General features: G+C 71.3%; 20 protein-coding genes. 7 read left to right on the top strand and 13 right to left on the bottom strand.

Annotated elements, in window-relative coordinates; all coding sequences use genetic code 11:
- Positions 1 to 9 precede the first annotated feature (9 nt).
- Positions 10 to 393: a BlaI/MecI/CopY family transcriptional regulator gene (locus tag VA596_RS15075; protein WP_323327386.1), complete on the top strand. Its 384-nt coding sequence runs from the start codon at positions 10 to 12 to the stop codon at positions 391 to 393.
- 3 nt (positions 394 to 396) lie between these two features.
- Positions 397 to 1,317, top strand: coding sequence for a M56 family metallopeptidase (locus VA596_RS15070; RefSeq protein ID WP_323327384.1), 921 nt, complete (start codon positions 397 to 399; stop codon positions 1,315 to 1,317).
- A 15-nt stretch (positions 1,318 to 1,332) separates the two neighbouring features.
- On the opposite strand, the gene VA596_RS15065 is transcribed toward VA596_RS15070, so the two are convergent.
- From VA596_RS15065 to VA596_RS15035, 7 genes are all read right to left on the bottom strand, one after another.
- Positions 1,333 to 1,968 (bottom strand): TetR/AcrR family transcriptional regulator, encoded by a 636-nt coding sequence (locus VA596_RS15065; RefSeq protein ID WP_323327382.1) that lies wholly within the window; start codon positions 1,966 to 1,968, stop codon positions 1,333 to 1,335.
- A gap of 4 nt (positions 1,969 to 1,972) precedes the next feature.
- Complete coding sequence (locus VA596_RS15060) at positions 1,973 to 3,286, bottom strand: cytochrome P450 (RefSeq protein ID WP_323327381.1); 1,314 nt, start codon at positions 3,284 to 3,286, stop codon at positions 1,973 to 1,975.
- Positions 3,287 to 3,426: 140 nt separating this feature from the next.
- On the bottom strand, positions 3,427 to 4,104 hold the full coding sequence (locus VA596_RS15055) for a response regulator transcription factor (RefSeq protein WP_323327379.1): 678 nt from the start codon (positions 4,102 to 4,104) through the stop codon (positions 3,427 to 3,429).
- Entirely contained in the window at positions 4,101 to 5,399 is a 1,299-nt protein-coding gene (locus tag VA596_RS15050) for a sensor histidine kinase (protein ID WP_323327377.1), read from the bottom strand. Before VA596_RS15050 ends, VA596_RS15055 begins: the two co-directional genes overlap by 4 nt.
- A gap of 172 nt (positions 5,400 to 5,571) precedes the next feature.
- The gene (locus VA596_RS15045; protein WP_323327375.1) at positions 5,572 to 6,417 is read right to left on the bottom strand and encodes an ABC transporter permease; all 846 of its coding nucleotides are present in this window, start codon (positions 6,415 to 6,417) and stop codon (positions 5,572 to 5,574) included.
- Positions 6,414 to 7,352, bottom strand: a complete 939-nt coding sequence (locus tag VA596_RS15040; protein ID WP_323327373.1) for an ABC transporter ATP-binding protein — start codon at positions 7,350 to 7,352, stop codon at positions 6,414 to 6,416. Before VA596_RS15040 ends, VA596_RS15045 begins: the two co-directional genes overlap by 4 nt.
- Positions 7,353 to 7,508: 156 nt before the next feature.
- Positions 7,509 to 8,075 carry a TetR family transcriptional regulator gene (locus VA596_RS15035; protein ID WP_323327371.1) on the bottom strand — a complete coding sequence of 189 codons (567 nt, stop codon included), beginning with the start codon at positions 8,073 to 8,075 and terminating at the stop codon, positions 7,509 to 7,511.
- Between the two features lie 107 nt (positions 8,076 to 8,182).
- Here VA596_RS15035 and VA596_RS15030 point away from each other — a divergent pair, with 107 nt between their 5' ends.
- The 4 genes from VA596_RS15030 (at position 8,183) to VA596_RS15015 (ending at position 10,776) form a co-directional block, all read left to right on the top strand.
- Positions 8,183 to 8,488 (top strand): hypothetical protein, encoded by a 306-nt coding sequence (locus VA596_RS15030; protein WP_323327369.1) that lies wholly within the window; start codon positions 8,183 to 8,185, stop codon positions 8,486 to 8,488.
- A gap of 18 nt (positions 8,489 to 8,506) precedes the next feature.
- Positions 8,507 to 8,917 carry a DUF6640 family protein gene (locus VA596_RS15025; RefSeq protein WP_323327367.1) on the top strand — a complete coding sequence of 137 codons (411 nt, stop codon included), beginning with the start codon at positions 8,507 to 8,509 and terminating at the stop codon, positions 8,915 to 8,917.
- A gap of 155 nt (positions 8,918 to 9,072) precedes the next feature.
- The gene (locus VA596_RS15020; RefSeq protein ID WP_323327365.1) at positions 9,073 to 9,945 is read left to right on the top strand and encodes a fumarylacetoacetate hydrolase family protein; all 873 of its coding nucleotides are present in this window, start codon (positions 9,073 to 9,075) and stop codon (positions 9,943 to 9,945) included.
- A gap of 90 nt (positions 9,946 to 10,035) precedes the next feature.
- On the top strand, positions 10,036 to 10,776 hold the full coding sequence (locus VA596_RS15015) for a ribonuclease activity regulator RraA (RefSeq protein ID WP_323327363.1): 741 nt from the start codon (positions 10,036 to 10,038) through the stop codon (positions 10,774 to 10,776).
- Positions 10,777 to 10,890: 114 nt separating this feature from the next.
- On the opposite strand, the gene VA596_RS15010 is transcribed toward VA596_RS15015, so the two are convergent.
- The 5 genes from VA596_RS15010 to VA596_RS14990 all read right to left on the bottom strand — a co-directional run bounded on the left by VA596_RS15010 (position 10,891) and on the right by VA596_RS14990 (position 17,738).
- Entirely contained in the window at positions 10,891 to 12,150 is a 1,260-nt protein-coding gene (locus VA596_RS15010; protein ID WP_323327361.1) for a mandelate racemase/muconate lactonizing enzyme family protein, read from the bottom strand.
- Positions 12,147 to 14,159 carry an ABC transporter permease gene (locus VA596_RS15005; protein WP_323327359.1) on the bottom strand — a complete coding sequence of 671 codons (2,013 nt, stop codon included), beginning with the start codon at positions 14,157 to 14,159 and terminating at the stop codon, positions 12,147 to 12,149. The genes VA596_RS15010 and VA596_RS15005 overlap by 4 nt, the downstream gene beginning before the upstream one ends.
- The gene (locus VA596_RS15000; RefSeq protein WP_323327357.1) at positions 14,156 to 15,592 is read right to left on the bottom strand and encodes an extracellular solute-binding protein; all 1,437 of its coding nucleotides are present in this window, start codon (positions 15,590 to 15,592) and stop codon (positions 14,156 to 14,158) included. Before VA596_RS15000 ends, VA596_RS15005 begins: the two co-directional genes overlap by 4 nt.
- A gap of 101 nt (positions 15,593 to 15,693) precedes the next feature.
- Positions 15,694 to 16,842, bottom strand: coding sequence for a Gfo/Idh/MocA family protein (locus VA596_RS14995; protein ID WP_323327355.1), 1,149 nt, complete (start codon positions 16,840 to 16,842; stop codon positions 15,694 to 15,696).
- Between the two features lie 128 nt (positions 16,843 to 16,970).
- The gene (locus VA596_RS14990) at positions 16,971 to 17,738 is read right to left on the bottom strand and encodes a FadR/GntR family transcriptional regulator (protein ID WP_323327353.1); all 768 of its coding nucleotides are present in this window, start codon (positions 17,736 to 17,738) and stop codon (positions 16,971 to 16,973) included.
- Between the two features lie 74 nt (positions 17,739 to 17,812).
- On the opposite strand from VA596_RS14990, the gene VA596_RS14985 reads away from it, so the two are divergent.
- Positions 17,813 to 18,970, top strand: coding sequence for a mandelate racemase/muconate lactonizing enzyme family protein (locus VA596_RS14985; protein ID WP_323327351.1), 1,158 nt, complete (start codon positions 17,813 to 17,815; stop codon positions 18,968 to 18,970).
- A gap of 66 nt (positions 18,971 to 19,036) precedes the next feature.
- Here the strand turns inward: VA596_RS14985 and VA596_RS14980 are convergent, their stop codons facing one another.
- Entirely contained in the window at positions 19,037 to 23,902 is a 4,866-nt protein-coding gene (locus tag VA596_RS14980; protein WP_323327349.1) for an RHS repeat-associated core domain-containing protein, read from the bottom strand.
- Between the last annotated feature and the right edge of the window lie 174 nt (positions 23,903 to 24,076).

Genomic DNA, 24,076 nt, shown 5'->3' with positions numbered 1-24,076 from the left:
AATGCGGCCATGAGGATGCAGCGGGACGAAGGCGCGCGGCGAGCTCCCGGCGCGCTGGAGGCGGAGGTCCTGGCCATCCTGTGGGAAGCCGAAGGCCCGTTGGCGCCGGCGGACGTCCAGGAGCGGCTCGAGGGTGACCTCGCCTACACGACCGTGGTGACGATTCTCTCGCGCCTGCACGAAAAGGGCGTCGCCGCCCGCGAGAAGCAGGGCCGGTCGTTCCGCTACCACGCCGTCGAGGACGAACCCGGCCTGGCGGCGCGGCGGATGAGCAAGGTGCTCGACAACGAGCCGGACCGCCGCAGCGTGCTCGCCCGCTTCGTGTCGAACCTGTCCAAATCGGACGAACGCGAGCTGCGGAAGCTCCTGGGCAAGTCCGGTACCGGGGACTGAGCCGTGGACCTCGACGTCTGGGTCCCGTTGCTGCTGCCGCTGGCCGCGTGGCCACTGGCCCGGCTCGTCGCCCCCAGGCTCGCGCCGCGAGAAGCGAGCTGGCTGCTCACGGCCGGCTGTCTCGTGCTCGCCGCCGGCAGCACCATCACCTTGGCCCTGCAGGCTTTCGCCGGCCTGACGCTCGTCCCGGCGGTCGCGCGGGCCGGGCACTGGTCACCCGACGTGCTGCGCGGCCTGGACCCGATCAACCTCCCGGCGTCGGCCGCCTGCGGGCTGCTGCTCGCCGGGCTCACCGTCGCGTTCATCCGCACCGCGATCGGCTACACCCGCTGGATCCGCGCCCTGACCCGCGAACTCGACGACCACAGCCGCGAACCGGGCGTGGTGATCCTGCCCGGCGCCGAGCCGGTGGCGTTCGCCGCACCCGGGCGCGGCGGCCGGGTCGCGATCTCCAGCGGCATGCTCGGCGCCCTCTCCCCGCGCGAACGCACCGCCCTGCTCGCCCACGAACGCGCCCACCTTCGCCTGCGCCACCACCACTTCCTCGTCGCCGTCACGCTGGCCGGCACGCTGAACCCGGTGCTGCGCCCGCTGTGCGCGGCCGCCCGGTTCGCCCTCGAACGCTGGGCCGACGAAGCCGCCGCCGAGCACGTCGGCGACCGGACGGTGGTCGCCCACGCCGTCGCCAAGGCCGCACTGGCCGGGCGGTCCCGCCCGACGTTCGCGCTCGCCGCCACCGGCGGCCCGGTCCCCCGCCGCGTCAAGGCCCTGCTGTCGGCCCAGCGCCGCCGGCTCCCGGCCGCGGTACTCGCGGCCGCGCTGGTCTTCGGCGTCACGGCGTGGTCCGCCGAGACCGCCCTGGACTCGGTCACCGACCTGCACAGCACCATCGAATCGGCCCAGGCCGGCCACGGTTCGGACTGACCATCCGGCGGCCCGTCAGGCCAAACCGGTCTCGAGCTGGGCGATGGCCCCGTCGATCTCCGCCCGGAACACGTCGAGGCGCGGCGGATCGTGCTGCGGCACCTGGTCGAGCCAGCGATCGAGCGCGATCCTCAGCGCGGCCAGGGCCATGGCCGCGCACAACAGCGGATAGCGAGCCGTCGGCTCCGTGAGGCCCAGCCGCTCGGCGATGACGTCGGCCAGCGCGCTCTCCTGAGCGGTCAGCACGGCCATCTGCCACGGCACCAGGGAAGGGGCCCGCCGGATCAGCTGCAGGGTCTTGACGTAGTCCCGGCCGGCCTCGTCGTGACTTTCCATCGCCACGAACACGGCCTGCCGGAGCGCCTCCGGCACCGATTCCCCGGCGGGGCGCCGCCGGAACTCGGTGATCAACGCCTCCGCGCCGGCGGCGGCCACCGAGATCACGGCCTCTTCCTTGCTGGAGAAGTGGTTGAAGAACGTGCGGACGGCGATGTCGGCCTCGGCCGCGATCTGCTCCACGGTGACGTTTTCGATGCCGTGGCGGATCGCCAGGCTCAGCGCGGCATCCCGGACGGCGGCGCGGGTGGCCAGCTTCTTGCGTTCCCGGCGTCCCTGCACGGTCGCCTCGCCGGGGAGCGATACCGGGTGCACGCGCTCAGGCCCAGCCGACCGGAAGCGCGTGCACGCCGAAGATGAGCATGTCGTTGCGGAGCGGCACGGACTCGCCGGACTCGGTCAGCCGCAGGTCCGGCAGGCGCGTGATCAGCTCGGTGAACCCGACGCGCATCTCGATGCGGGCCAGCTGCTGGCCCAGGCACTGGTGCACCCCGTGGCCGAACGCGAGGTGCGGGCTGCGGTCGCGCCGGACGTCGAGCCGGTCGGGCGCCGGCCACTGCCGGTCGTCCCGGTTGACCTCGGGGGTGGCGATGACGACCGTGGAGCCGGCCGCGATGCGCACCCCGCCGACGGTGACGTCCTCGGTCGCCACCCGGGTCACCCCGAGCTGGACGATGCTCAGGTACCGCAGCAGCTCCTCGACGGCGTTGTCGATCAGCCCGGGATCCGCGCGCAGCGCCGCGAGCTGTTCGGGGTTCTCCAGCAACGCGAACGTGCCCAGCGCGAGCATGTTCGCGGTGGTCTCGTGGCCGGCGCCGAGCAGCACGAGCGAGACGTCGACGAGCTGGTTGTCGGTCAGCGGCGGGTCGGCCTCGTGGATCAGCCCGGACAGGATGTCGTCGCCCGGGTCCTTCCGCTTCACCGCGACCAGCTCCCCGATGAAGCGGTACAGCTCGCCGGCCGCCCGCGCCCGCGCGTCCTCGGAGGAGCGCAGGTTCAACGCCACCGCGGTGTTCTCCTGGAACCGGGCCCGGTCCGCGTAGTCCACCCCGAGCAGCTCGCAGATCACCAGCGACGGCAGCGGCAGCGCGTAGGCCGGGACGAGGTCGGCCTCGGTCCCCGCGGCTTTCATGGCCTCGATGTGCTCGACGGCGATCTCGGTGATCCGCGACTCCAGGGCCTTCATCCGCCGCACGGTGAACTGGCCCGTGAGCAGCCGCCGGAGCCGGGTGTGCTCCGGCGGGTCCATCCCCACGAACATCCCGTCGTCGCGGCTCTCGACCGGCACCGGGCACACCGGCTCGCCCCGCCCGGCCGCCGCGGCCCGCTCGGCGACCTCCTCGGCCGACATCTGCGTCGCGTTGCGGTGGCGCACCTGATCGGAGCTGAACCGCAGGTCGGCCAGGACCTCCCGGGCTTCCTCGAAGCCGGTCACGAGCCACGCCTGCGCGCCGTTGAGCAGCTCGAAGGGCTGGACCGGGCCCTGGCCACGCCGGCCGCTCAGGCCCGGAGCCGGGTCGAACGGACACCCGCCACCGTGTTCGAGCAGCTCCGCCGGGATGACCCGCCCGGCTCCGGCGGTCGGCCGGTCACGGTCCGGCTCGGCTTCGTTCTGGTCGCTGCTGATGCTCATCGGCACTTCCCGTTCCCAGCTCGGCAGGGCTCCCGTGGTGCGTCGACCAGGCCAGGCCGATGCACAACGTGCACTGATGCATGGTGTGCATTCACGTACCGACTTCATCATTGCACAGTGCGCCATGAATGTGCCGCGAGTCAGGAAGGCGGGTTCGGCCGGGTCAGCCCGAGGTCGTAGGCGAAGATCACCGCCTGGACGCGGTCCCGCGCCCCCAGCTTCGCCAGCACCCGGCCGACGTGGGTCTTGACCGTGGATTCCGACAGCACCAGGCGTTCGGCGATCTCGCCGTTGGTCCACCCGTTGCCGATGGCGACGAGGATCTCCTGCTCGCGCTCGGTCAGGGACAGCCAGCGGGGATCGGCCCGGGACGGCGGTTCGGCGCCGCCGTCCGGGAGCCGCTGGGCGTAGGTGTCGAGGAGCCGCCGGGTCAGCGCCGGGGCGATGACGGCGTCGCCGCCCGCGACCGCCCGGATGCCGGCGAGCAGTTCTTCGGGATGGGCGTCCTTGAGCAGGAACCCGCTCGCTCCGGCGCGCAACGCGGCGTGGGCGTACTCGTCCAGGTCGAACGTGGTCAGGACGAGGACGCGGGACCGGCCGCCGGCGGCGAGGATCTGCCGGGTGGCTTCGATGCCGTCCATGCCGGGCATGCGGATGTCCATGAGGACGACGTCGGGACGCAGCTCCGCGGTCCGGCGGACGGCTTCGGCGCCGTGCGCGGCTTCGCCGACGACGTCGGTGTCCGGCGTCGCGTCGAGCAGCATCCGGAAGCCGAACCGTTGCAGGGGCTGGTCGTCGACGATGAGCACGGTCGTCACAGCGCACCGCCGGGCGAGACTGGGATCGGGGTGAGGTCCAGGACGGCCTCCACGGCCCACCCACCGCCGGCGGTGGGGCCGACGGTGACCGTGCCGCCGTACAGGGCCGCGCGTTCCCGCATCCCGGCGATCCCGTGCCCTTCCTCGGCGGGTGGCTCGAGCGGCGTGGCGGCGTCCGGCGGACCGGTGTCCTGGACGCGGATGCGCAGCGCCGGGCCCTCGACGGCGATCAGGACGTCGACCCGGGTGCGCGGGCCGGCGTGCTTGAGCGTGTTGGTCAGTGCCTCCTGGACGATCCGGTAGGTCATCAGCTGCACCCCGCGGTCGAGCGTGTCCAGCTCACCGGCGGACCGCAGGAGGATCTCCGGCCCGGCGGCGCGGATCCTCGTGCACAGCGCGTCGAGGTCGCCGATGCCCGGCTGCGGGTTCAGCTCCGGCGCGTCCGACTTCTCCCGCAGGACACCCAGCATGCGCCGCAGTTCGCCGAGCGCCTGCCGGCCGGCGTCGCCGACCAGCTCGAGCGCTTGCTTGCTGCGTTCGGGGGTGGCGTCGGCCGCGTAGGCGCCGCCGTCGGCCAGCGTGATGATGACGGACAGGTTGTGGCCGATGATGTCGTGCATCTCGCGGGCCATCCGGGTGCGTTCGGTGACGGCGGCCAGCCGGCTGCGCTGGTCCCGTTCGATCTCCAGCTGCCGCGCGCGGTCGCGCAGGCTCGCCAGCTGGGCCCGGCGGATCCGGACGGCCAGCCCGAGCGCGACGGCCGCGGTGACGGCGGTGAGCAGGAAGAACAGCGCCTCCCAGAACGACACCGCGCGGGAGACGCGGGCCGCCACGGGGAGCAGGAGCGTGACCACCCCGGCGCCCGCCCACGGCAGGTGCCGCAGCCGGGCGTGCAGGGTGACGCTGTAGAGCGCGACGAGCAGGGCGACGTCGGCGCGCAGGAAGACCCCGAGCGACCACTGGACGACGAACACCGCCGCGGTCAGGGCCAGCGCGACGGAGGGAGCCCGGCGCCGCCAGAACAGCGGCAGCAGCAGCCCGGCCTGCAGCGCGAGAGTGCCGGCCGGCGGCAGGTGGGTGAACGCGAGCTGCAGCTCGTCGGGCCCGCGCCCGTCGTCGTGCGGCACCAGGTCGGGCACGCAGAACATCAGGAACAGCGCGGCGATCACCGCCAGGTCCAGGACCCACGGGTGGCGCCGGTCCCACTGCCGCAGCCGCTGGCCGTACGCCGTCAGGCGCGCGACCAGCGGGGATCCGGTCCACGACGGCGCCGCGGCGGGGAGGTCGTCGGGCACGGGCGTCACCTGCTCATCGTTGCGAACTGTGCCGATCCTTACCCATCCGACCACAGTCACGGCCGAATGGCTTCGTAGCAACGGTTACGTGCCGCGTGGGGGTCGGCCTGCTTTTGACCGGATGGGTAAATCGCCGGCGCGGCACCAGGGGCCGCGCCGGCGGTGGGCGTCGTCAGGCGTCGGACCGCGCCAGCCGGTAGGCGGCGCCGCCCAGCACGAGGACCGTCCAGCCGGCGAAGACCAGCATCCCGGCCGTCGGCGCCAGCGTGGTCGCGTCGTGGGTCAGGGCGAACATCGCCTGTCCGGCGTTGCTGGGCAGGTACGGGCTGATGTCGCCCTGCCACGACTTCGGCAGCAGCGAGATCAGGCCCGGGATCAGCATGAGCGCGGCGACGAGGACCGAGATGCCCCCGGCGACCGAGCGCAGGAGCGCACCGAGCGCCACCCCGATCACGCCGACCAGGCCCAGGTACAGCCCGGTGCCCAGCAGGCTGCGCAGCACGCCCGCGTCCGACAGCGACATCGCCGCGGGCGTCCCGGCCACGATGGCGTTGCCGAAGACGAAGGCGAGGAACGCGCCGACCGTGCCGACGAGCAGCGCGACGACGCCGAACACGGCCGACTTGGACCACAGCACCGGCAGCCGGCGCGGGACCCCGGTCAGCGTCGAGCGGATCATGCCGGTGGAGTACTCGCCGGCGGTCACGAGCACGCCGAGCACCCCCAGCGCCAGCTGCGCGAAGTTCGTGCCGAACAGCGACAGGCTCAGCGCGGTCGCGTCCGCGAAGTCCGGGTCGAGCGGCTGTCCCGAGCTGATGTTCGACTTGTACCGCGCGGCGGAGATCAGCCCGAACGCGACCAGGAACACCAGGCCGAGGCCCAGGGTGATCCAGGTGGAGCGCAGGGACCAGAGCTTGGTCCACTCCGAGCGCAGGACGTGGCGCCCGGTGACCCGGTAGACCGAGCGGACGGTGCGGGCGGGGGCTTCCGGGGTCAAGTCCGGGGTCAAGGTGGTCATGCCGCCCTCCCGAGCGCGTCGATGCCGGTGGTGCCGCCGTGGTACTCGACGGCGTCGCGGGTCAGGTCCATGAAGGCCTCTTCGAGGGAGACGGTCCGGGCGGTCAGCTCGAACAGGGTGATGCCGTGTTCGGCGGCCTTGGTGCCGATGGCGCGTGCCGAGAGGCCCTTCACCTGCAGCTCCTCGGAACCGGTGCGGCCCGCGATCTCGACGCCGGGGCCGGCCAGGACCTCGCGCAGGCGCGCGGGGTCCGCGGTGGCCACCTGGACGGTGTCGCCGCCGGCGTCGCGGACGAGGTCGTGCACGGTGGTGTCGGCGAGCAGGCGGCCGCGGCCGACGACGATGAGGTGCTCGGCGACCAAGGCCATCTCGCTCATCAGGTGCGACGAGACGAACACGGTGCGGCCGTCGGCCGCGAGCCCGCTGAGCAGGTTGCGGATCCAGAGGACGCCCTCGGGGTCCAGGCCGTTGACCGGCTCGTCGAGCATGATGGTGGCCGGGTCGCCGAGCAGGGCCGCGGCGATTCCGAGCCGCTGGCCCATGCCGAGGGAGAAGCTCCCCGCGCGCTTCTTCGCCACCGACTGCAGCCCGGTCATCTCGATCACCTCGTCGACCCGCCGTCGCGGGATGCCGTGGGTCTGGGCCTGGGCGAGCAGGTGGTCGAACGCCGACCGTCCGCTGTGGACGGACTTCGCCTCGAGCAGGACCCCGACCTCCTGCAGCGGCGAGGTGTGCTCGGCGTAGCGGCGGCCGTTGACCTCGACCGACCCGCTGCTCGGCGCGTCCAGCCCGACGATCATCCGCATGGTGGTGGACTTGCCCGCGCCGTTGGGCCCCAGGAACCCGGTGACGGTGCCCGGCCGGACGGTGAAGTCCAGGTGGTCGACCGCCGTCTTCTCCCCGTACCGCTTGGTCAGCTGGTGTGCCTCGATCATCGTTCATCCCCTGGATCCCGCGGACCGGTCGCCCCGGCCCGTTCTCCCCCAACGGTAGGAGCGGTTTCGGACAGCGACGTGGTACCGCGGGAGCCAATCCGGCGCGGCACGTAGTACCGCGGTACGACAGCTCACCGCCAGAGGGGTTCCGGATGCTTAGCGGGGCGCTGCCAGGGTTCGCAGCTGGGCGAACGTCTCGCGGAGGGCATCGCGGAGGTCCAGTTCTTCGGTGGCGTCCACCCAGCGCTGGAAGGCGACCCGGTACACCGCCGAGGCGGTTTCGGCGGCCAGGCCGGCCTCGGTGTCGCCGACGCCCCGGCGGCGCAGGCCGTCGGCGAGTGCGGCCGACTTGCGGGCGAGCTTGATCAGCTCCCGTTCCTGGAGTTCGGCGTTCGCCGCGATCACCGCGTGCCGCTTCCGGACGAGCTCCCGGTCGTATCCGATGATGTCGGTCGTGGTCTCGAGCGCCGCCATGACGAGGTCCAGTGGGGACGCCATGGCGGGCGCCGCCTCCAGTGCGGCCAGCGCCTTCTCCTCCAGCTCGGCTGCGGCGTCGAAGAGGACTTCGCGCTTGTCGGCGAAGTAGCGGAAGAAGGTGCGGGCTGTCACGCCGGCCCGTTCGGCGATGTCGGCCACCATGGTCTGCTCGAAGCCGCGTTCGAGGTACAGCGCCAGCGCGGCGTCACGCAGCCGGCCGCCGGCCCCCGGCTCCCATCGTCCCATGCCGCCCAGCGTAGTACTGCCGCGTCCGGATCCCCGCATTGATGTCACCTGATGACATCACCGTGCTAGAGTCATGTCATCAGATGACATCACATTGGAGGAACCCGATGACTCAGACGTTCATGGTGGTCGCCGTCCTGCGCGACGACACGAACCCCGCGGAGTTCGCCGCACTCCGCAACGACGAAGAGAAACAGCTGGAACTGCTGCGCTCGGCGGGCCGGATCGGCGCCCACTACATCTCCCGCGCCCGGGGGGCCACGTTCCTCGAGGTCATCGCCGCCGACGAGCAGGAGGTCGCGGACACGCTGGCGAGCCTGCCCTTCGGCCGGTTCTTCGACGCCGACGTCTACCCGACCGCGCCCCCGGACGCCGCGGAGCTCGCCCACCGGGCGCGAACCGCCACCGCGTAACCCAACCCAGGAGATCACATGCCCAGCCTCGGGAAACTCCCGATCGGAAAAGTACTCATCTCGTTGTCCGCGGTCGGCACCCTGGTCGGCTCGTACGCCGCCGACTGGAACGAAACGCACATCCACAATCCAACCTGGCCACCTCACGCCAAGTTCCACAACGCCCAGACCATGAGCATGGGAGCCACCCTGTCCCTGGCGAGCTTGTACCACCTGTGGAAACCGGGCCGTTCGCGTGCGGCGCTGGAAAGCGCGGCGATCATCGCGAGCCTGTACGGGCTCACCCAGCTCTCGGCCAAGTTCTACCCGGGAACGGCCAGCGTCGACCCGCCCCGTGAAGACACCTGGCCGCAGCTCAAGTACACGCTGCCCAGCCTCGGGATGGTCCTGCTCGGCTACCTGATCCAGCGCCCCCGGACCACCCGGTAGGCGAACCGGCCCTCATTCCCGTTAGGACAGTCGCCGGGCTCGGCGCGACCGTCGGCGGCACGTCAGCTGCGCCGGCGGTTCGCGCCGGTTGTCCGGCGCTTGTTGACCTCCGCGCTCCGGACTCCGTAGGTTCAAACCGAACGAGGAGGTCCGGCATGAGCCACCTGGTGCGATTCGCCGACGGGACCGGCACCGTCCGAGTGGGCCTGCTCGGCGACGAGCTGCGGCCGCTCGCGGTGACGTCGATGAGTGATCTGCTTCGCCGCCCCGTGGCGGAAATCCGTGAGCTGGCCGAGGCCGCCGGGGAGCCCGTCTCCACCGTCGGGACGCGGCTGCTGCCGCCGCTGGACGGGCGGACGGAGGTCTGGGCCGCCGGAGTGACCTACCGACGGTCGGAAGAGGCCCGCCGTGAGGAGAGCGCCGACGAGGACGTCTACGCGCGGGTGTACCGCGCGCAGCGGCCCGAGTTGTTCTTCAAGTCGCCCGCGTGGCGCGTGGTCACCGATGATGAGCCCATCGCCGTCCGCACCGACTCCGCCAACAACGTGCCGGAGCCGGAACTCGGCCTGGTGCTGACCGGGGCCGGGGAGGTCGCCGGGTACGTGGTGGTCGACGACGTCAGCTCGCGCAGCATCGAAGGCGAGAACCCGTTGTACCTCCCGCAGGCCAAGATCTACACCGGGTCGTGCGCGGTGTCGGCGCGGGTGCGGCCGGCGTGGGAGGTGCCGGACCCGCTGTCGCTCGGGATCCGCATGCGCATCCTGCGCGACGGTCACGAAGTGTTCGACGGCGAAGCCAGTACCGCCCAGCTCAACCGCACCCCGGCCGAACTGGTCGAATACCTGTGGCGGGACAACGACTTCCCCGACGGCGCCGTGCTCTCGACGGGCACGCCCGTCGTGCCGGGGCTCGACCAGGGGCTGCGGGCGGGAGACGTGGTCGAGATCGAGATCGACGAGGTCGGCTCGCTGCGCTCCCCCGTGGTGCTGGGCGCGGACGAGGTGCGCCGGGTGCTCGCCGCGCGCTGAGGACCGGCGGGAAACCGCGCAGCCATCGCGAAAGCGGGTCCGCCGGACTAGGCTCGGCATCGTCACTCTCCGACCGAGGGAGCCACCGACGTGGTCGAGACGCACGACATCGTCCGCCCGCCCGCCGAGCTCAGTGCGGCCCTCGCGGCCATCGGCAGCGCGACGGCCAGCGGCGAGCTCAGCCGCATGGGCATCCGCAGCGCGTTCATCAGCGGCCCGGTTTCGGTGACGCCCGGCGTGCGCGTGGCCGGACCGGCGCTGACGCTGCAGTTCCTGCCGAAACGGGAAGACCTCTACCCCGTCGACGAGTACGAAGAACCGGAGAAGCAGCTGCACCGGCACGTCATGTACCACGCCCAGCCCGGCGACATGATCGTCGTCGACGCGCGCGGCGACATGGGCAGCGGGGTGTTCGGCGAGATGATGCTGACCTACTTCAAGGGCCGCGGCGGTCTCGGCGTGGTGGTCGACGGCTGCCTGCGTGACACCGGCGAGGCCAAGCAGCTCGGTCTCGGGCTGTGGATCCGGGGCGCCACACCGAACTTCCACGTCCAGACCGGCATCGTCCCGGCCGCGGTCAACGTGCCGGTGGCGTGCGGTGGCACGCTCGTCGAGCCGGGCGACATCATCGTCGCCGACGACGACGGGGCCGTCGTGGTACCGGTCAAGCTCGCCCCGGCCCTGGTGGCCCACGCCCAGGAACACGCGGAGTGGGAGGAGTTCTCCCGCATCCGGCTGTCCGAAGGCGGCGACCTGCGGCGGTACTACCCGCTGTCGGACGAGGCCCGGCCCGAGTACGAACAGTGGCGCGCCGAACAGGGCCGCGCCTAGGGCCTGGTACGGGCGCGGGTGACGGAAACTCCCGATGTCCGGCACCCGATCGCCCGTCTGTGCGGCACCGGGATTGCCGCCACCGGCAAGAATACCCGTCACCACGGGCCGCGCCTAGCTCCACAGGCGGTCGTGGCTCACCTCCGTGTCCCAGTGGGTCGTTTCGGCGAAGAACACCGGGTCGCGCGGGTCGAGGTGGCGGCGCAGCAGTTCCTCGTTGAGGTCGCCGAAACCCAGGCCCGGCGTGTCCGGCACCGTGATGTGGCCGTCCCGGATCAGCGGGCCGGTGACGAGGTCGCTCCAGAACTCGACGTCGGCCGCGTGGTGTTCGAGGGCCAGGAAGTTCTCCGTGGCCGCCGCCAGGTGCACCGACGCCATCGTCGCGATCGGGGACGCCGCCAGGTGCAGTGCCATCGCGATCCCGCGCTCCTGCGCGTAGTCGCCGATGCGCTTGGTCTCCGCGATCCCGCCCGCCGTCGCCGGGTCGGGGTGCACGACGCGGACGGCGCCGGCGTCCAGCAGCGGGCGGAAGCCGTCCAGGAGGTAGATGTCCTCCCCCGTGCACGTCGGGACGGCGACGGCCTCGGTGAGCTGCCGCCACTGGTCCGTCAGCTGCCACGGGATCAGGTCCTCGATCCACGCCAGCGTGAACGGCTCCAGCGCGCGGCCGATCCGGATGCCCGAGTCGAGGGCGATGTGGCCGAAGTGGTCGGCGGCGAGCGCGACGTCGCTGCCGACGACCGAGCGGACGATGTCCACATAGGACACCAGGTGGTCGACACCCTTGGCGGTGACCTGGATGCCGGTGAACGGGTGCATCGTCGTCACGTCCTCGCGGGCACCCGGCGGCGCGATCAGCGCCCCCGGCACGTCCCACAGCAGGTCGACGCCCACGTCCATCTTCAGCATCGTGAACCCGCGCCGCCGGCGCTCCAGCAGCCGGGCGCCCATCGCGTGCGGGTCCGGCAGCGACGGAGTGTCCGCGTAGCAGCGGATTTCGTCGCGGAACCGGCCCCCGATCAGCGCGTACGCCGGCACGCCGTACGCCTTCCCGGCCAGGTCCATCAACGCCATCTCGACGCCGGAGACGCCGCCGCCCTGGCGGCCGTGGAACCCGAACTGCTTGATCCTGCGGAAGAGCTTGTCGACGTTGCAGGGGTTCTCGCCGACGAGCCGGCTCTTGAGCATGAGCGCGTAGGTGGCGCTGGCCCCGTCGCGCACCTCCCCGTAGCCGGAGAGACCCTGGTTCGTGTCGATCCGGATGATCGACGAGCGGAACGGCACGCCGGCCAGGGTGGCGACGCGCACGTCGGTGATGCGCAGCTTGCTCGGCCGGGAGGCCGTCGCGACGTACTCCTCGGTGATCCCGCTCATCCCTTGACGGCTCCCGCGGTGAGGCCCTCGGTCAGGAACCGCTGCCCGAAGCCGTACATGAGCACGACCGGGATGCTGACCAGCAGCGAGGCCGCGGCCAGCTGACCCTGCGGCACGACGTCCCCGAAGATCATCGACTGCATGCCGACGGGCAGCGTCTTGTTCTCGTCCTTGGTGATGAAGACGAAAGCGAACAGGAACTCGTTCCACGCGTTGGTGAGCGTGAACAGCGCAACCGCGAGCAGCCCCGGCTTGGCCAGCGGCAGCACGATCCGGCGGAACGCCCCGAGCCGCGTGCAGCCGTCGACCAGCGCGGCCTCCTCGAGATCGGCCGGGATCGACTTGAAGTAGCCGACGAGCAGCCACGTCGCGAACGGCAGGGTGAACGTCGGGTAGGCGAGCACCAGCGACCACAGCGAGTCGTTGAGCCCGATCCCGCTCATCAGCTGGTACAGCGGGATGAACAGCAGCGCGCCCGGCATGACGTAGGTGAGCAGGATCGTCACCGTGAAGCTCTCCGAACCCCGGAACTTCAACCGCGCCAGCGCATAACCCGCCAGTGCCGCGCAGACCAGGGCGATCACGGTGGACGCCACCGACACCAGGATCGTGTTGACGTACCAGGTGCCGAACGCCCCGGTGAACAGGTTGGTGAACTGCTCGGTGGTCCACGGGGTCGGCCAGAGGTCGTCGGTGCGCGCGACGATCTGGTCGTCGGACTTGAAGGCCGTGACCGTCATCCAGTAGAGCGGGGCGAGCACGAAACCCAGCAGGGCCACCAGCGCGACGCCCGAGCCGGTGACGCCGACCACGCGGGCGGCCAGCCGGTTGCCCCGGATGGCGAGCACCGATACGGCCCGGCCGACGGCGGCCGCGAGCACCACGAACACGCCCAGCACGAGCGCGGCCTTCCACACGATGTGCGGCGACGCCCAGACCAGCACGAGCGCCGAGCCCGCGACGATCACCCACGGCAGGGCCCGGCGCTGGGCGGGACTCAGCCGCCGTCGCCCCAGGTCCGCGGCGCCCGGCTGGTCGGTGCGCCGCATCATCCGCACGAGGATCACCACCAGGATCGCGATGATCGGCAGCATCACCAGCGTGACCGCGGCGCCCGCGCCCGGCTGCAGCTGCTGGATGGCCTTCGAGTAGGCCACCATCACGTACGGGGCGGTGGCGTCCCCCGGTCCGCCCTGGGTCATCAGCCAGATCAGGTCGAAGTTGTTGAACGTCCAGATCGACGACAGCAGCACCGTCACGATCATGACCGGCCGCAGCCCCGGCAGCGTGATGTGCACGAAGCGCTGCCACGGCGACGCGCCGTCCACCATCGCCGCCTCGTGGAGCCCGCTGTCGATGGCTTTGAGCCCGGCGAGGAACGTCACCGTGAAGAACGGGACGCCTTTCCAGACGTTGACCAGGATGACCGCCGGCAGCGCGAGCGTGGGATCGGACAGCCACTCCGCGGGCCACTTGTCCACGAGCCCGATCGCGGCGAGGGCGGGCCCGATCCCCGAGTCGGTGAGCAGGACGTTGACGCTGCCGAAGATCGGGTCGAGCAGCGACCGCCACGTGAACGCCGTGACGACCGTCGGGATCACCCACGGCAGCAGGATCACCCCGGCGATGAGCGCCCGCCCGCGCCGCATGTGGTGCAGCATCAACGCCGCGATGAGCCCGAGGACCACCTTGAAGATCTCGGCGTACGCGGTGAAGACGAACGAGTTGAGCACGCCCTTGTGGAACAGGGCGTCGCCGATGAGCGCGGTGTAGTTGCCCAGCCCGGCGAAGACCGTTTCCGCGCCGTGGCGTTCGGTGAAGCTGGTGAAGACCGAGCTGACGATCGGCACCAGGATCAGGCCGGCGACCAGCACCAGCGTCGGCCCGATGAACACCGCCGCGAGGCGCCAGTCCCGCCCGAGCCGCCGCTGCGTCGGCGTGAGCGACGACGAGCTCGGCGCCGGCCGGGCCGGCGCCGCCGGTGTCCTCTTCGGACGCAGGATGGTCACTGCTTGTAGCCCTGCTGCTCGAAGATCTGCACGATCCGGGTGTGCGTCGTGGCCACGGCGTCGGCCGGCTTGGTGCCCTGGATGACCGACTGCATCATGTCGGTCAGCACGTAGGCGGCGACGGCGGCCTGCTCGCCGGGGCTCGGGGCCTGGGGGAAGGCGTAGCCGGTCCGGGTCTTCACCGGGAGCTGGGCGCGGGTCTGCTCCCGCAGCGCGGCGAAGGCCGGGTCACCGGTGGTGTAGTACGGGTCGGAGTCCCACACCTTGTCCCACGAGGGGTTGACCAGGCACGGCGCTTCCTTCGCGACGCCGAGCAGGGCGCTCCCGCCGGCCATGAACTTCGCGACCAGCTTGGCGAGATCGGGGTTCTTCGCCCCCTTGAACACGACGAACGAATTGGACTCGCCGTAGGCCAGCGGCCGGTCGAGCGCCGGTCCGCTCGCACCGTTGAACACGTGCGTGTTGGCGTAGACCGGGTTCTTCTTGGTCTTCGAGTCGGCGTACACGCTGAACTGGTTGAGCGTGAGCCCGAGGATCTGGGCCAGCCAGTTCTCGTTGTTGCTCGAGTCGGTCCAGCTGCCGACCCCGGGCGGCAGCATCGGCTTGTACTTCGGGTTCGTGTAGATGTCGCCGATGAACGAGACGGCTTCGACGGTCTCCGGCGAGTTGAACTTCACCTTCGTGCCGGTGTTGTCCGCGATCGCCCCGCCGTAGGTGTTGATGACGTTCGTGATGAAGCCGTTGGCGTCGCCGGAGCGGTTCACCGTGAGGCCCCACCCGAAGCGCCGCTTCGCCGGGTCGGAGACGGCCAGCGCGTTGTCGCGCAGCTCTTCCCACGAGTAGTACGGCTTGAGCGGGAGACCCTTTTCCTGGTACCAGTCCTTGCGCAGGTACATCCCGGTCGCGATGAAGTGGTAGGGGATCGCGAACCAGCGGCCGTCGAACACGCAGTAGTTGTCCGCCTCCGTGGCGGGCTCGCCGTAAAGCGCTTTCATGTCGTTGACGACGTCGGTGACGTCGGTCAAGGCGCCGAGGTTGTGGAGCTGGCCGACGAACCGCCGGTCGCTCAGGAAGGCCAGGTCGCGGTTGGTCCCCGCCTTCACCTCGGCGTCCATCTTCGCGACCATGTCGCCGGCGTCGCCGGAGACCAGGTCGTTGTGGATCGTGGTGCCGGTGGCCTGCGCGAACACCTGCAGCGACTTGTCGAGCGCCTTGTTGGCGGCCTCCGAGTACAGCTTCTGCGAGAGCATCCCCGCCGACCCGCCGCGCAGGGCGGCTGCCTGGTCGAGCAGCGCCTTCGGCACCTGGACGTCGACCTGCGGCGCGGGTGCGGGAGCGCTCCCACAGCCGGCGAGACCGAGCACGCCCAGCGCGCTCACCCCCGCGCTCATCCCGAGGAACGTGCGTCTCGACAGGTCAGTTTTCTCTTCCATGACAACTCCTCGTACCGACGGGGCGACGGTGCAACCGGCGGGGCAGCGAGGCGAACGCCCCGCTGTGAGTCTTCAAAGCCGAATCTTCGAAGCTGGGTCTTTCACGCGGCGAAGGACGCCGAACTGCTGATGCGTTGTCCCGGCAGCCCGTCGAACAGCCCGGCCGAGCCGCGGGGCCGCCACAGCGGCACCGGGCCCGCGCCGGGCACGGGGTCGAGTGCCAGTACCGCCGCCCGTTCCGCGGAGTCGAGCGCCCGCTGGACGACCATCGTGTTGGCCACGCTCTGCGCGACGCTGCCGACCGGTGCGACACCGAACTGCACGGCGTCGGCGAAGTCGACGAGTTCCGCGCGGTAGCCGTTGTCGCTGCCGCGGAAGACCGTCGTGCGGGCGGTGGCGTCGGCACCGCTGAGCGTCACGCGGCACTCCGGCTCGGACCCGGCGAGCACGAGCACGCCCTCGGTGCCGTACAGCCGCATTTCGTTGGGTTCGGGCGGCACCGGGATTTCGGGGTAGGACGCGGTGTAGTTGCCGATGGCGCCTCCGGTGAAGACGAGGTTGAGCGCGAGGTCCGACGGTGCGTCGATCGTGCTGTTGGCCGTCTGCACGGCACCGTGCACCCGCGCGATGTCGCCGCAGAGCAGCCGGATCTGGGCGATGTGGTGCACGCCGAAGTCGAGGTGCACGCCGCCGCGGTACTGCGGCCGGTGCCGCCACGGCGTGCCGCTGAACCCGCCCTCGCGGGGCACCACCCGGCCGGCGTGCCGCCACGCCATCAGGTGCGGGCGGCCGATGGCGCCGCTGTCGACCAGGGCGCGGGCGTAACGCAGGTCGTCGCGGTAGAAGTAGTTCTCCCCCACCACGAACGTGCGGCCGGGGTGCCCGGCCGCCAGGGCGAGGAAGGCCGCGGCCTGCTCCGCGTCGACGCCGGCCGGCTTCTCGCAGAGCACGTCCTTGCCCGCCGCGAGCGCGTCGCGCGCCACCTCGTACAGGTGCGGGATCGGCACCGAGATCAGCACGGCGTCCACGTCGTCGCGGGCGAGCAGCGCGGCCCGGTCGGCGGTGGCCCGGGCCGGATCGGTTCCGCTGTAGCCGGCGAACCTCCGGCTCTGCTCGGCGGAGGCGTCGGTGAACGCGGTGACCACGTACCGGTCGGCGAGCGTACGCAACGCCGGCCAGTGCAGCTTTTCGACCGCGAGCCCGGTGCCGATCAGCCCCAGCCGGATCGGCGGGATCGCAGGTACGGCCATGCCTCGTCCGTCCTCGTCATCGGTTCCGGAACCAGGTCGTGCAGGGGTGCTGTGCCGATGGTCACCAATCCGACCACAGCCACGGCCGAATGACTCGTAGCCACCGCTACGTGCCGCGCGGGGGCGGCCTACTTTTGGCCGGATTGGTGACGCCGCCGCTTGGCGGCCCGCTTGCTTCGCTGCTCCTTCTCCGCGAGGAGCGTGGAGTAGTTGTTGCTCAAGTGCTTGCGCATCGCCGCGCGGGCCGCTGCCGGGTCGCGCGCCACGAGCGCCTCGTAGATCTCCGTGTGCTGGGCGGTGGCGCGGCGCAGCCCGGCCGGCGCCTCGTTGGTGAGGCGCCGGCTGGCCGTGCCCAGCCAGCGCGCGGAGTACATGATCCGGTCGAGGATGCGGTTGTCGGCCGCCCGGCAGATCTCCATGTGGAACTCGTGGTCGACCTCGAGGTAGGCCTCGGGGTCCGCTTCGAGCGCCGCCATGCGGTCGATCTCGTCCCCGAGCCGGGCCAGCGTCTCGTCGGTGATGCCGGTCGCGGCCATGGCGGCGAGCTCGGGTTCGAGCAGCACGCGCATCTGGTGCAGTTCCTGCAGCAGCTCGTCGACGATCTCCGGTGGCAGCCACTCGATCAGCAGCGGGCTCAGGTAGTCCCACTGCGCGCGGGGGCGCACGACGACGCGGCGGCCCTGCGCGACGTCGACGATGTCGAGCGAGGCGAGGATCTTGAGCGTTTCCCTGGCCACCACGCGGGAAACGCCGAACTCCTGCGAGATCTCGAGCTCCGACGGGGCCCGGCCGTCCTCGATCTCGCCGTTGACGATGCGCCGGGTCAGGTGGGCCGCCACCTGCACCGGAAGAGTCCGGACCTTGACAGCGTCCGGAGACTCTTGTCTCCTTGGCATGTCATCAGCTTATAGGACAAGTTGGACCTCGCGACAGACCGTTTCCCCAGGCACTACTCTGCGGCGGGAGAGCAATGCGGATCGTGAACGTCACGACGGCGGTGGTGGCCTACCACGGTCAGGCCACGCTGGTGCGGATCGACACCGACGAAGGCCTCAGCGGGTTCGGCGAAGCCAATCCCGACGCCGGCGCGGGCGCCGTCGTCGGGATGATCGAGTCCCTGACCCCGCTCCTGATCGGCGAGGACCCGCGCAACGTCGAGCGGTGCTGGGAGAAACTGCGCCGCAGCAAGGTTTTCGCGGGCGCCCAGAGCGGGGTGTTCGTGATCGCGCTGTCCGGGATCGAGCTCGCGCTGTGGGACCTCGCGGGCAAGGCCGCGGGCCAGCCGGTGTACCGGCTGCTCGGCGGGAAGTTCCGCGACCGGATCCGCCTCTACGCCGACTGCGGCGACGGTGACGACCCGGCGGGCTCGATCGCCGGCTGCGTCGACCGGGCGCAGCGGATGGTCGCCGAGGGCTTCACCGCCATCAAGTTCGACATCGACAACCTGCGCCACCCGGCCAAGTTCGACGATTTCAACCACACGATCAACGCCGCCGAGCTGCGTTCGATGGTCGAGCGCGTGGCCGCCGTCCGCGAAGCGATCGGGCCGGACGTCGACCTGGCCATCGACCTCCACGCGCGCTACGACGTGCCGAGCGCGTGCCGGATCTCGTGGGAGCTCGAGCCGTTCCGCCTGATGTGGCTGGAAGAACCGCTACCGGCGGAGAACGTCGACGCGCTGGTGCGGGTGCGGGAGCAGACCCGCACCCCGATCTGCGCGGGCGAGAACCTGTACCTGCGCTGGGGATTCCGCGAGCTGCTCGAACGCGGCGCGGTGGACGTCATCGAGCCGGACGTGCCGAAGTGCGGTGGTCTCGCCGAGGCCAAGAAGATCGCCAACCTCGCGGAGCTGCACTACGTCCCGTTCGCCCCGCACCTGGTGTCGACGCCGCTGGGCACGATGGCCACATCGCACCAATGTGGAGCGATCCCCAACTTCCTCGTCCAGGAGTGGCACGCCCTCGAGGAGCGCGAGGTGTGGGACAGCTACGTCCACGCCCCCGGCGGCAGCGGCTCGATCGTGAAGGACGGCTACATCACGCTTCCCGACACTCCGGGCATCGGCGTGGAACTCGACATGGACGGCGTCCGGGCCCACGCGGTCGCGGGCTACGGCGTGTTCGAGTAACCGGGGCCGAGGCGATCCCCCGCGATCGCCTCGGCCCCTGTCCTCCCCCTCGCCTCGGGCGGATCCCTAGTCCGTCCTCGGCCGTTTCGTCGGACGGTCGTCGATGGGTGACGACGGTGGCGTGTGGACCGGGGGCAGGCCGTTCGCGGGCCGTCCCGTCGTGGGCGGGTGCGGCATCGGGGTGCCGTCGGGCAGGATGTTCGACGAGTTCGGGGGCAGGCCGTTCGGGGCCTGGGGGTACGACGGCCACGGACCGCCCGTGTGGCCCGGCGCGGCCGGGTTGGTGTACCCCGGGTGGGAGCCGCGGTCGGGGCGCGGCGGGATGTACTTGTCCTCGTGCGCGCCGGTGCCCGAAGAGCTCTTCGAGTACTCGACCTGCCCGTAACTGCTGCCCTGCCGGTTGTAGTGCTTGTTGTCCTCGATCGGCAGCTTGTGCCCGGTCTCGTTGAAGTAGGTGCCCGCCGCCTTGTTGTGCCCCATGATCGCGTTCTTCTTGGGGACGATCTGGTCCGGCGTGCCGTCCTGGTGGTAGGTCTGGAACTTGCCGTGGTCCTGCATCCACTTGTTCTGCTTGGTGGTGTTGAGGCCCGGCGGCATCTGGTGCTTGTTGACCAGGGAGTCCTCGAACATCGGCCGGATGTTCTGGTGCGTCCAGCTGGGGTTGTCCATGCCCGCCGCCGGCCGGTTCTTCTTGTTCTTCATCGGCCCCGCCGGCGCCGACTCCTTGTACCAGTTGCCCCCCGGGGAGTTGCTGTACTTCCCCCCGCCCGGCGACTGCTTCATCGGCTGGTTCCCGATGTTCGTGTCGATCGACAGCTTGGGCTTGCCGCACGACTGCGGGGCGAGGCCCAGCGGGTCGATCTGCCCGAACGGGTTGTCCACGTAGGCGTACGGGTTCGGCCCCGGCGCCAGGCCGAGCGGGTCCGGGCTGAGGTAGCGCGCGGTCACCGGGTCGTAGTAGCGCTGGGCGTTGTAGTGCAACCCGGTCTCGGCGTCGAAGTACTGCCCGGGGAACCGCAGGGGCGTCGCCGACGGCGTGCCCGCGCCGGCCGGGGCGCCGAACACGCTCGTGCGCGCGCACCACGTGATCCGGCCCTGGTCGTCGACGAGCTCCGCGGGACTGCCCGTGAGGTCGGCGACGATGGCGTCGAACCGGGTGTCCACCCACGCCTGGCCCGGCCGGGCCAGGCGGCCGCGCTGCGAGAGCGGCCGGTAGTCGCCGGGCTCGTAGTCCCACACCGTGGCCTGGACGCCGTCGGGCGTGTGCCGGGCCTCCTCGACGAGCAGCTGCCCGTCCCAGGTGAACTCGACGCGTTCGAGCGGGGTCCGGCCGTCGGCGGCCAGGTGCTCCTTGGTGACGCGGCGGCCCAGCGCGTCGTAGGTGTAGCGCCAGCTGCTGCCGTCGGGCACGCCGGCCGCGACGAGCCGGTCGTCGTCGGCCCAGGTGAAGCGCCAGGTCAGCTTCGCGCCGCCCGGCATCGTGCGTTCCCGCAGGACGACCCGGCCGCGCCGGTCGTGCCCGTAACGTGTCCCGCCGGCCGCGGTGACGAGCGGGCCCGCGAACGTGCGCCGTCCCACGAGGTCCGTTTCGGCCGTGGGCCACGACGCGTCGGTGAGGTTCCCGGCTTCGTCGTAGCGGTAGGACTCGGGCCCGCGCGGGGACCGCACCTCCGTGACCCGGCCCAGCGGGTCGAGGGCGAACTCGCGCGGACCGGCCGCCTGGTCGTGCAGCGCGACCAGCTCGCCGTCGGCCCGGTAGCCGTAGGAGCGCTGCTGGCGGGTGGCGCTCGCCCGGTCGGTGATCACCTGGGACGCCAGCTGCGAGTTCGGCGTCCAGGTCTGCAGCAGGGTGGCGCCGGTGCCGAGGGTCCGGCGCACCTCGCGCCCCGCGGCGTCGTGGGTGAACCGCAGGTCCCGGCCGGCGAGCCGGGCGGCGACCGGCAGCCCGGCGGCGTCGTACTCCCACGCGCTTTCCGCGCCGGACGGCGTGACCCGGTGCGTCCGGCGGCCGGCGGCGTCGTAGGCGGAGCGCACCGTGCGGCCGTTGACCGTCTCGGCCAGGACCCGGCCCACTGCGTCCCGCTCGTAGCTGATCCGCGTGGTGCCGTCGTCGGCCGAGAGCAGCTGCCCGGTCGCGCTGATCTCGAACCGGGTGGTGCGGCTCCCGTCGGTCTGCTCGGCCAGGTGGCCGGCGAGGTCGTAGCGGAAGGTCGTGCGCTGCCCGTCGGGGCGGACGCGCTCGACGAGCCGGCCTGCCGCGTCGTAGCCGAACGTCGTCACGCCGCCGGCGAAGTCGGTCTCCCGGACCAGGTTCCCGGCCGCGTCCCGTTCGTAGCGCCAGACCCGGCCCTGCTCGTTGGTCACCGTGTCGACGCGCAGCTCGCCGTCGTAGCCGACGGAGATCCGGTTCCCGTCCGGGAGGATCTGCTCCGTCGGCTGGTCGAAACCGCCGTATTCGTAGCGGGTGACACCGCCGGCCGCGCTGGTGTGCATCCGGTTGTTGCCCTCGCCGTCGAGCACCCACCGGTCCTCGGTCCCGTCGGGGTTCCGGTGCCAGGCGAGGTTTCCGTCCACGGAGTAGCCGAAGCGCTCCACCCCGCCGACGGGGTCGGTGATCGTGACGACGCGCCCGAACTCGTCCCGTTCGTAGCGGGTGACGGCGCCCAGCGCGTCGGTCACCTCGACCGGCAGGCCGGCCGCGTCGTTGACGATGGTGGCGGTGGCCCCGGCCGGGTCGGTCAGCGCGACGGTGAACCCGTTGCCGTCGTAGCGGTAGCGGGTGGTCGCGCCGTCGGGTGCCACGACCGCGGTGAGGTTGCCCCGCTCGTCGAACTCCTGGCGGGTCGCGACGCCGGGCGCGTCGTGCCGCACCAGCGTCCGCCCGTCCGCGGCGCGTTCCCAGGTGCGTTCCGTGCCGTCCGGGCGGATTTCGGCGACGAGGTTGCCGAGCTCGTCGTAGCGGTAGCGCGTGGTGCGCCCCAGCGGGTCCGTCGTGCTCAGCAGGCGGTCGCGGGCGTCCCACTCGGAGACCGTCGCCTGTCCGAGCGGGTCGACCTGCCGGGTCACCTGGCCGGCTTCGTTGTAGTGGAACTCGGAGGTGTGGCCGAGCGCGTCGGTGGACCGGGTGACGCGGTTGGCCGGGTCGTACTCGAGCACGCAGTCCAGGAAGCCGCCCGAGCCTTCGGTGCGGACGACGCGGCCGGCCGAGTCGTAGTGGTAGCGGAACCACTCGTCGTTGCGGTCGGTCCAGCCGACGATGCGGCCCGCGCCGTCGTAGGTGTAGGTCATCGGCTGCCCGGACGGGTTGGTGACCGAGACCAGGTTCCGGCCGTCGTAGGCGTAGCGGACCAGTTCGACTTCCCCGTCGCCGGTGACCGCGAACAGCGCGGTGACCAGCCCGTCCTGGGTCTCGAAGCGCACGCGGTGCCCGGCGGTGTGCCGGATCTCCAGCGGCCGGCCGTCTTCGGCGCGCACGATCTCGAACGCGTTGTCGTTGCGGTCGGTCACCGAGGCCAGCAACGCCCGTCCGGTACCCGGCGCGAAGTAGAGCAGGCGGCCCAGTTCCTGGTCGTCGACGAGGTAGCCGCCGTCCTCCGCGCGCTTCAGCGGGCGGAACGGGCCGCTTTCGGCGACGACCCAGTCGTCCGTGCCCGGCAGCGGGTAGCGCAGCAGGGTGCCGTCTTCGGCGGCGAAGCTGACGCCGTGCTCGTCGGCCTCGATCCGCTGGTCCACAGTGGACACCCAGCCGCCGCCGAGGAAGATTCCCGCGCGGTAGCCCGAGAAGTGCGTCCGGCGGAACACCAGGGGAAGCACCCCGAGGAGGACGGCGTCGACCTCTTCCATCACCATCTGCCCGGTCGAGACGGCGACCGGGTCGGTCACGCAGACCTCGTTGCCGATCGAGCGGTTGTTCTCCCCCTGGCCGCGGATTCCCTGGGGGTTGGTGTCGTCGGGGTTGCCCCGGGAACCGTTGCCGCCCGGTCGGTTGCCCGCGTTGTCCGGGCCCTTGCCGTTGCCGTTGCCGTGCGCGCCGGCGGTGCCGGTGGAGTCGCCGTTGCCCGGGGAGCCGTTGCCCTTGTCCCCCGGGGTGCCGGTGGAGTCGCCCTTGTGGCCGTTCGGGCCGCCCCCGCTGTGGTCGCCGGCGGTGCTGGTGGAGTCGCCGCCCTTGCCCTTCGGCCCGTCGAGGCCCTTGGGGCTGCCGTTGATGTCGGCGTGCTTCGGCGGCGGCGCGGACTTGCCCGGCTTGATCTTCCGCAACGCCTTCGCCGCATCCGAAAACAGGCTGCCCGCGCGCTTCAGCAGCGGAATCAGCGCTTTCAAGGCCGTCACAAGGCGTTTGACGAGGTCCGCGATCTTCGACGCCGTTTTCGCGACCGCGCCGATCACCTGCGGCACCACCCAGGTGAGCCCGATGCCGAGGGTGAACACCACCTGCAGCGCCCAGCTGATCAGGTGCCCGATCAGCTCCGCGATGATGTCCCGCACCAGCGCCCGCACCGCGGCAACCACTTCACCGGCGGTCTTCACACCGCTGGAAGCGCCTTCACAACCCTTTTGGGCCGTGGCCAGCAAAGTGACGGTGTCATCGGCACGCTGACGGTAGGTGTCGGCGGCATTACCGGTCCAGGACACGGTGTCGGCCTTGACCATCCCGGTCAGGTCCTCACCGATGCTGCCCAGCTCGGTCGCGACGTTCTTCCACGTCTCCGCCTGCGCCGCGATCTCGTCCGCGTTGCCGGTCAAGCCGTTGAGCGCTTCCTTGAGCGGCCCTACGTGCTCCATCAGCCAGCCCACACCGGCGGCGAGGACCGCCCCGAACGGGTCCATCGCCATCGACAACGCGTCCAGCGCGGTCCCCACCGCACCCATCGCCACCGACGCCCAGTCGCCGCTCTCGATCGCCGACTTGAGGTCGGCGGCCGATTCCAGCATGGACACACCCGAATACGCCGTGGTCGAATCCTTCACCGGCGCAACCAGTGGATTGCTCACCGAGCGGGCCCCCTACTGCAAGAGTTCACGAACACGTGGTCGAAGCGCTCGACACTAGCGAACCGCCCAGGCCGGCCGCAGGAACACTGCCCGATCGACCAGCCGGAACGCCCT

This window comes from Amycolatopsis heterodermiae (assembly GCF_034929455.1).
GTDB classification, from domain to species: Bacteria; Actinomycetota; Actinomycetes; order Mycobacteriales; family Pseudonocardiaceae; genus Amycolatopsis; species Amycolatopsis heterodermiae.
The sequence above is the reverse complement of the archived record's forward strand: the minus strand, read 5'-3'. Positions and strand labels throughout refer to the sequence as shown.

Excerpts from the sequence above, each read along its gene's own strand:
- VA596_RS15075 (WP_323327386.1), top strand. The coding sequence starts at position 10 with ATGAGGATGCAGCGGGACGAAGGCGCGCGGCGAGCTCCCGGCGCGCTG.
- VA596_RS15060 (WP_323327381.1), bottom strand. The coding sequence starts at position 3,286 with ATGAGCATCAGCAGCGACCAGAACGAAGCCGAGCCGGACCGTGACCGG.
- VA596_RS15045 (WP_323327375.1), bottom strand. The coding sequence starts at position 6,417 with ATGACCACCTTGACCCCGGACTTGACCCCGGAAGCCCCCGCCCGCACC.
- VA596_RS15040 (WP_323327373.1), bottom strand. The coding sequence starts at position 7,352 with ATGATCGAGGCACACCAGCTGACCAAGCGGTACGGGGAGAAGACGGCG.
- VA596_RS15035 (WP_323327371.1), bottom strand. The coding sequence starts at position 8,075 with ATGGGACGATGGGAGCCGGGGGCCGGCGGCCGGCTGCGTGACGCCGCG.
- VA596_RS15030 (WP_323327369.1), top strand. The coding sequence starts at position 8,183 with ATGACTCAGACGTTCATGGTGGTCGCCGTCCTGCGCGACGACACGAAC.
- VA596_RS15025 (WP_323327367.1), top strand. The coding sequence starts at position 8,507 with ATGCCCAGCCTCGGGAAACTCCCGATCGGAAAAGTACTCATCTCGTTG.
- VA596_RS15020 (WP_323327365.1), top strand. The coding sequence starts at position 9,073 with ATGAGCCACCTGGTGCGATTCGCCGACGGGACCGGCACCGTCCGAGTG.
- VA596_RS15010 (WP_323327361.1), bottom strand. The coding sequence starts at position 12,150 with ATGAGCGGGATCACCGAGGAGTACGTCGCGACGGCCTCCCGGCCGAGC.
- VA596_RS15000 (WP_323327357.1), bottom strand. The coding sequence starts at position 15,592 with ATGGAAGAGAAAACTGACCTGTCGAGACGCACGTTCCTCGGGATGAGC.
- VA596_RS14995 (WP_323327355.1), bottom strand. The coding sequence starts at position 16,842 with ATGGCCGTACCTGCGATCCCGCCGATCCGGCTGGGGCTGATCGGCACC.
- VA596_RS14990 (WP_323327353.1), bottom strand. The coding sequence starts at position 17,738 with ATGCCAAGGAGACAAGAGTCTCCGGACGCTGTCAAGGTCCGGACTCTT.
- VA596_RS14985 (WP_323327351.1), top strand. The coding sequence starts at position 17,813 with ATGCGGATCGTGAACGTCACGACGGCGGTGGTGGCCTACCACGGTCAG.
- VA596_RS14980 (WP_323327349.1), bottom strand. The coding sequence starts at position 23,902 with ATGCTGGAATCGGCCGCCGACCTCAAGTCGGCGATCGAGAGCGGCGAC.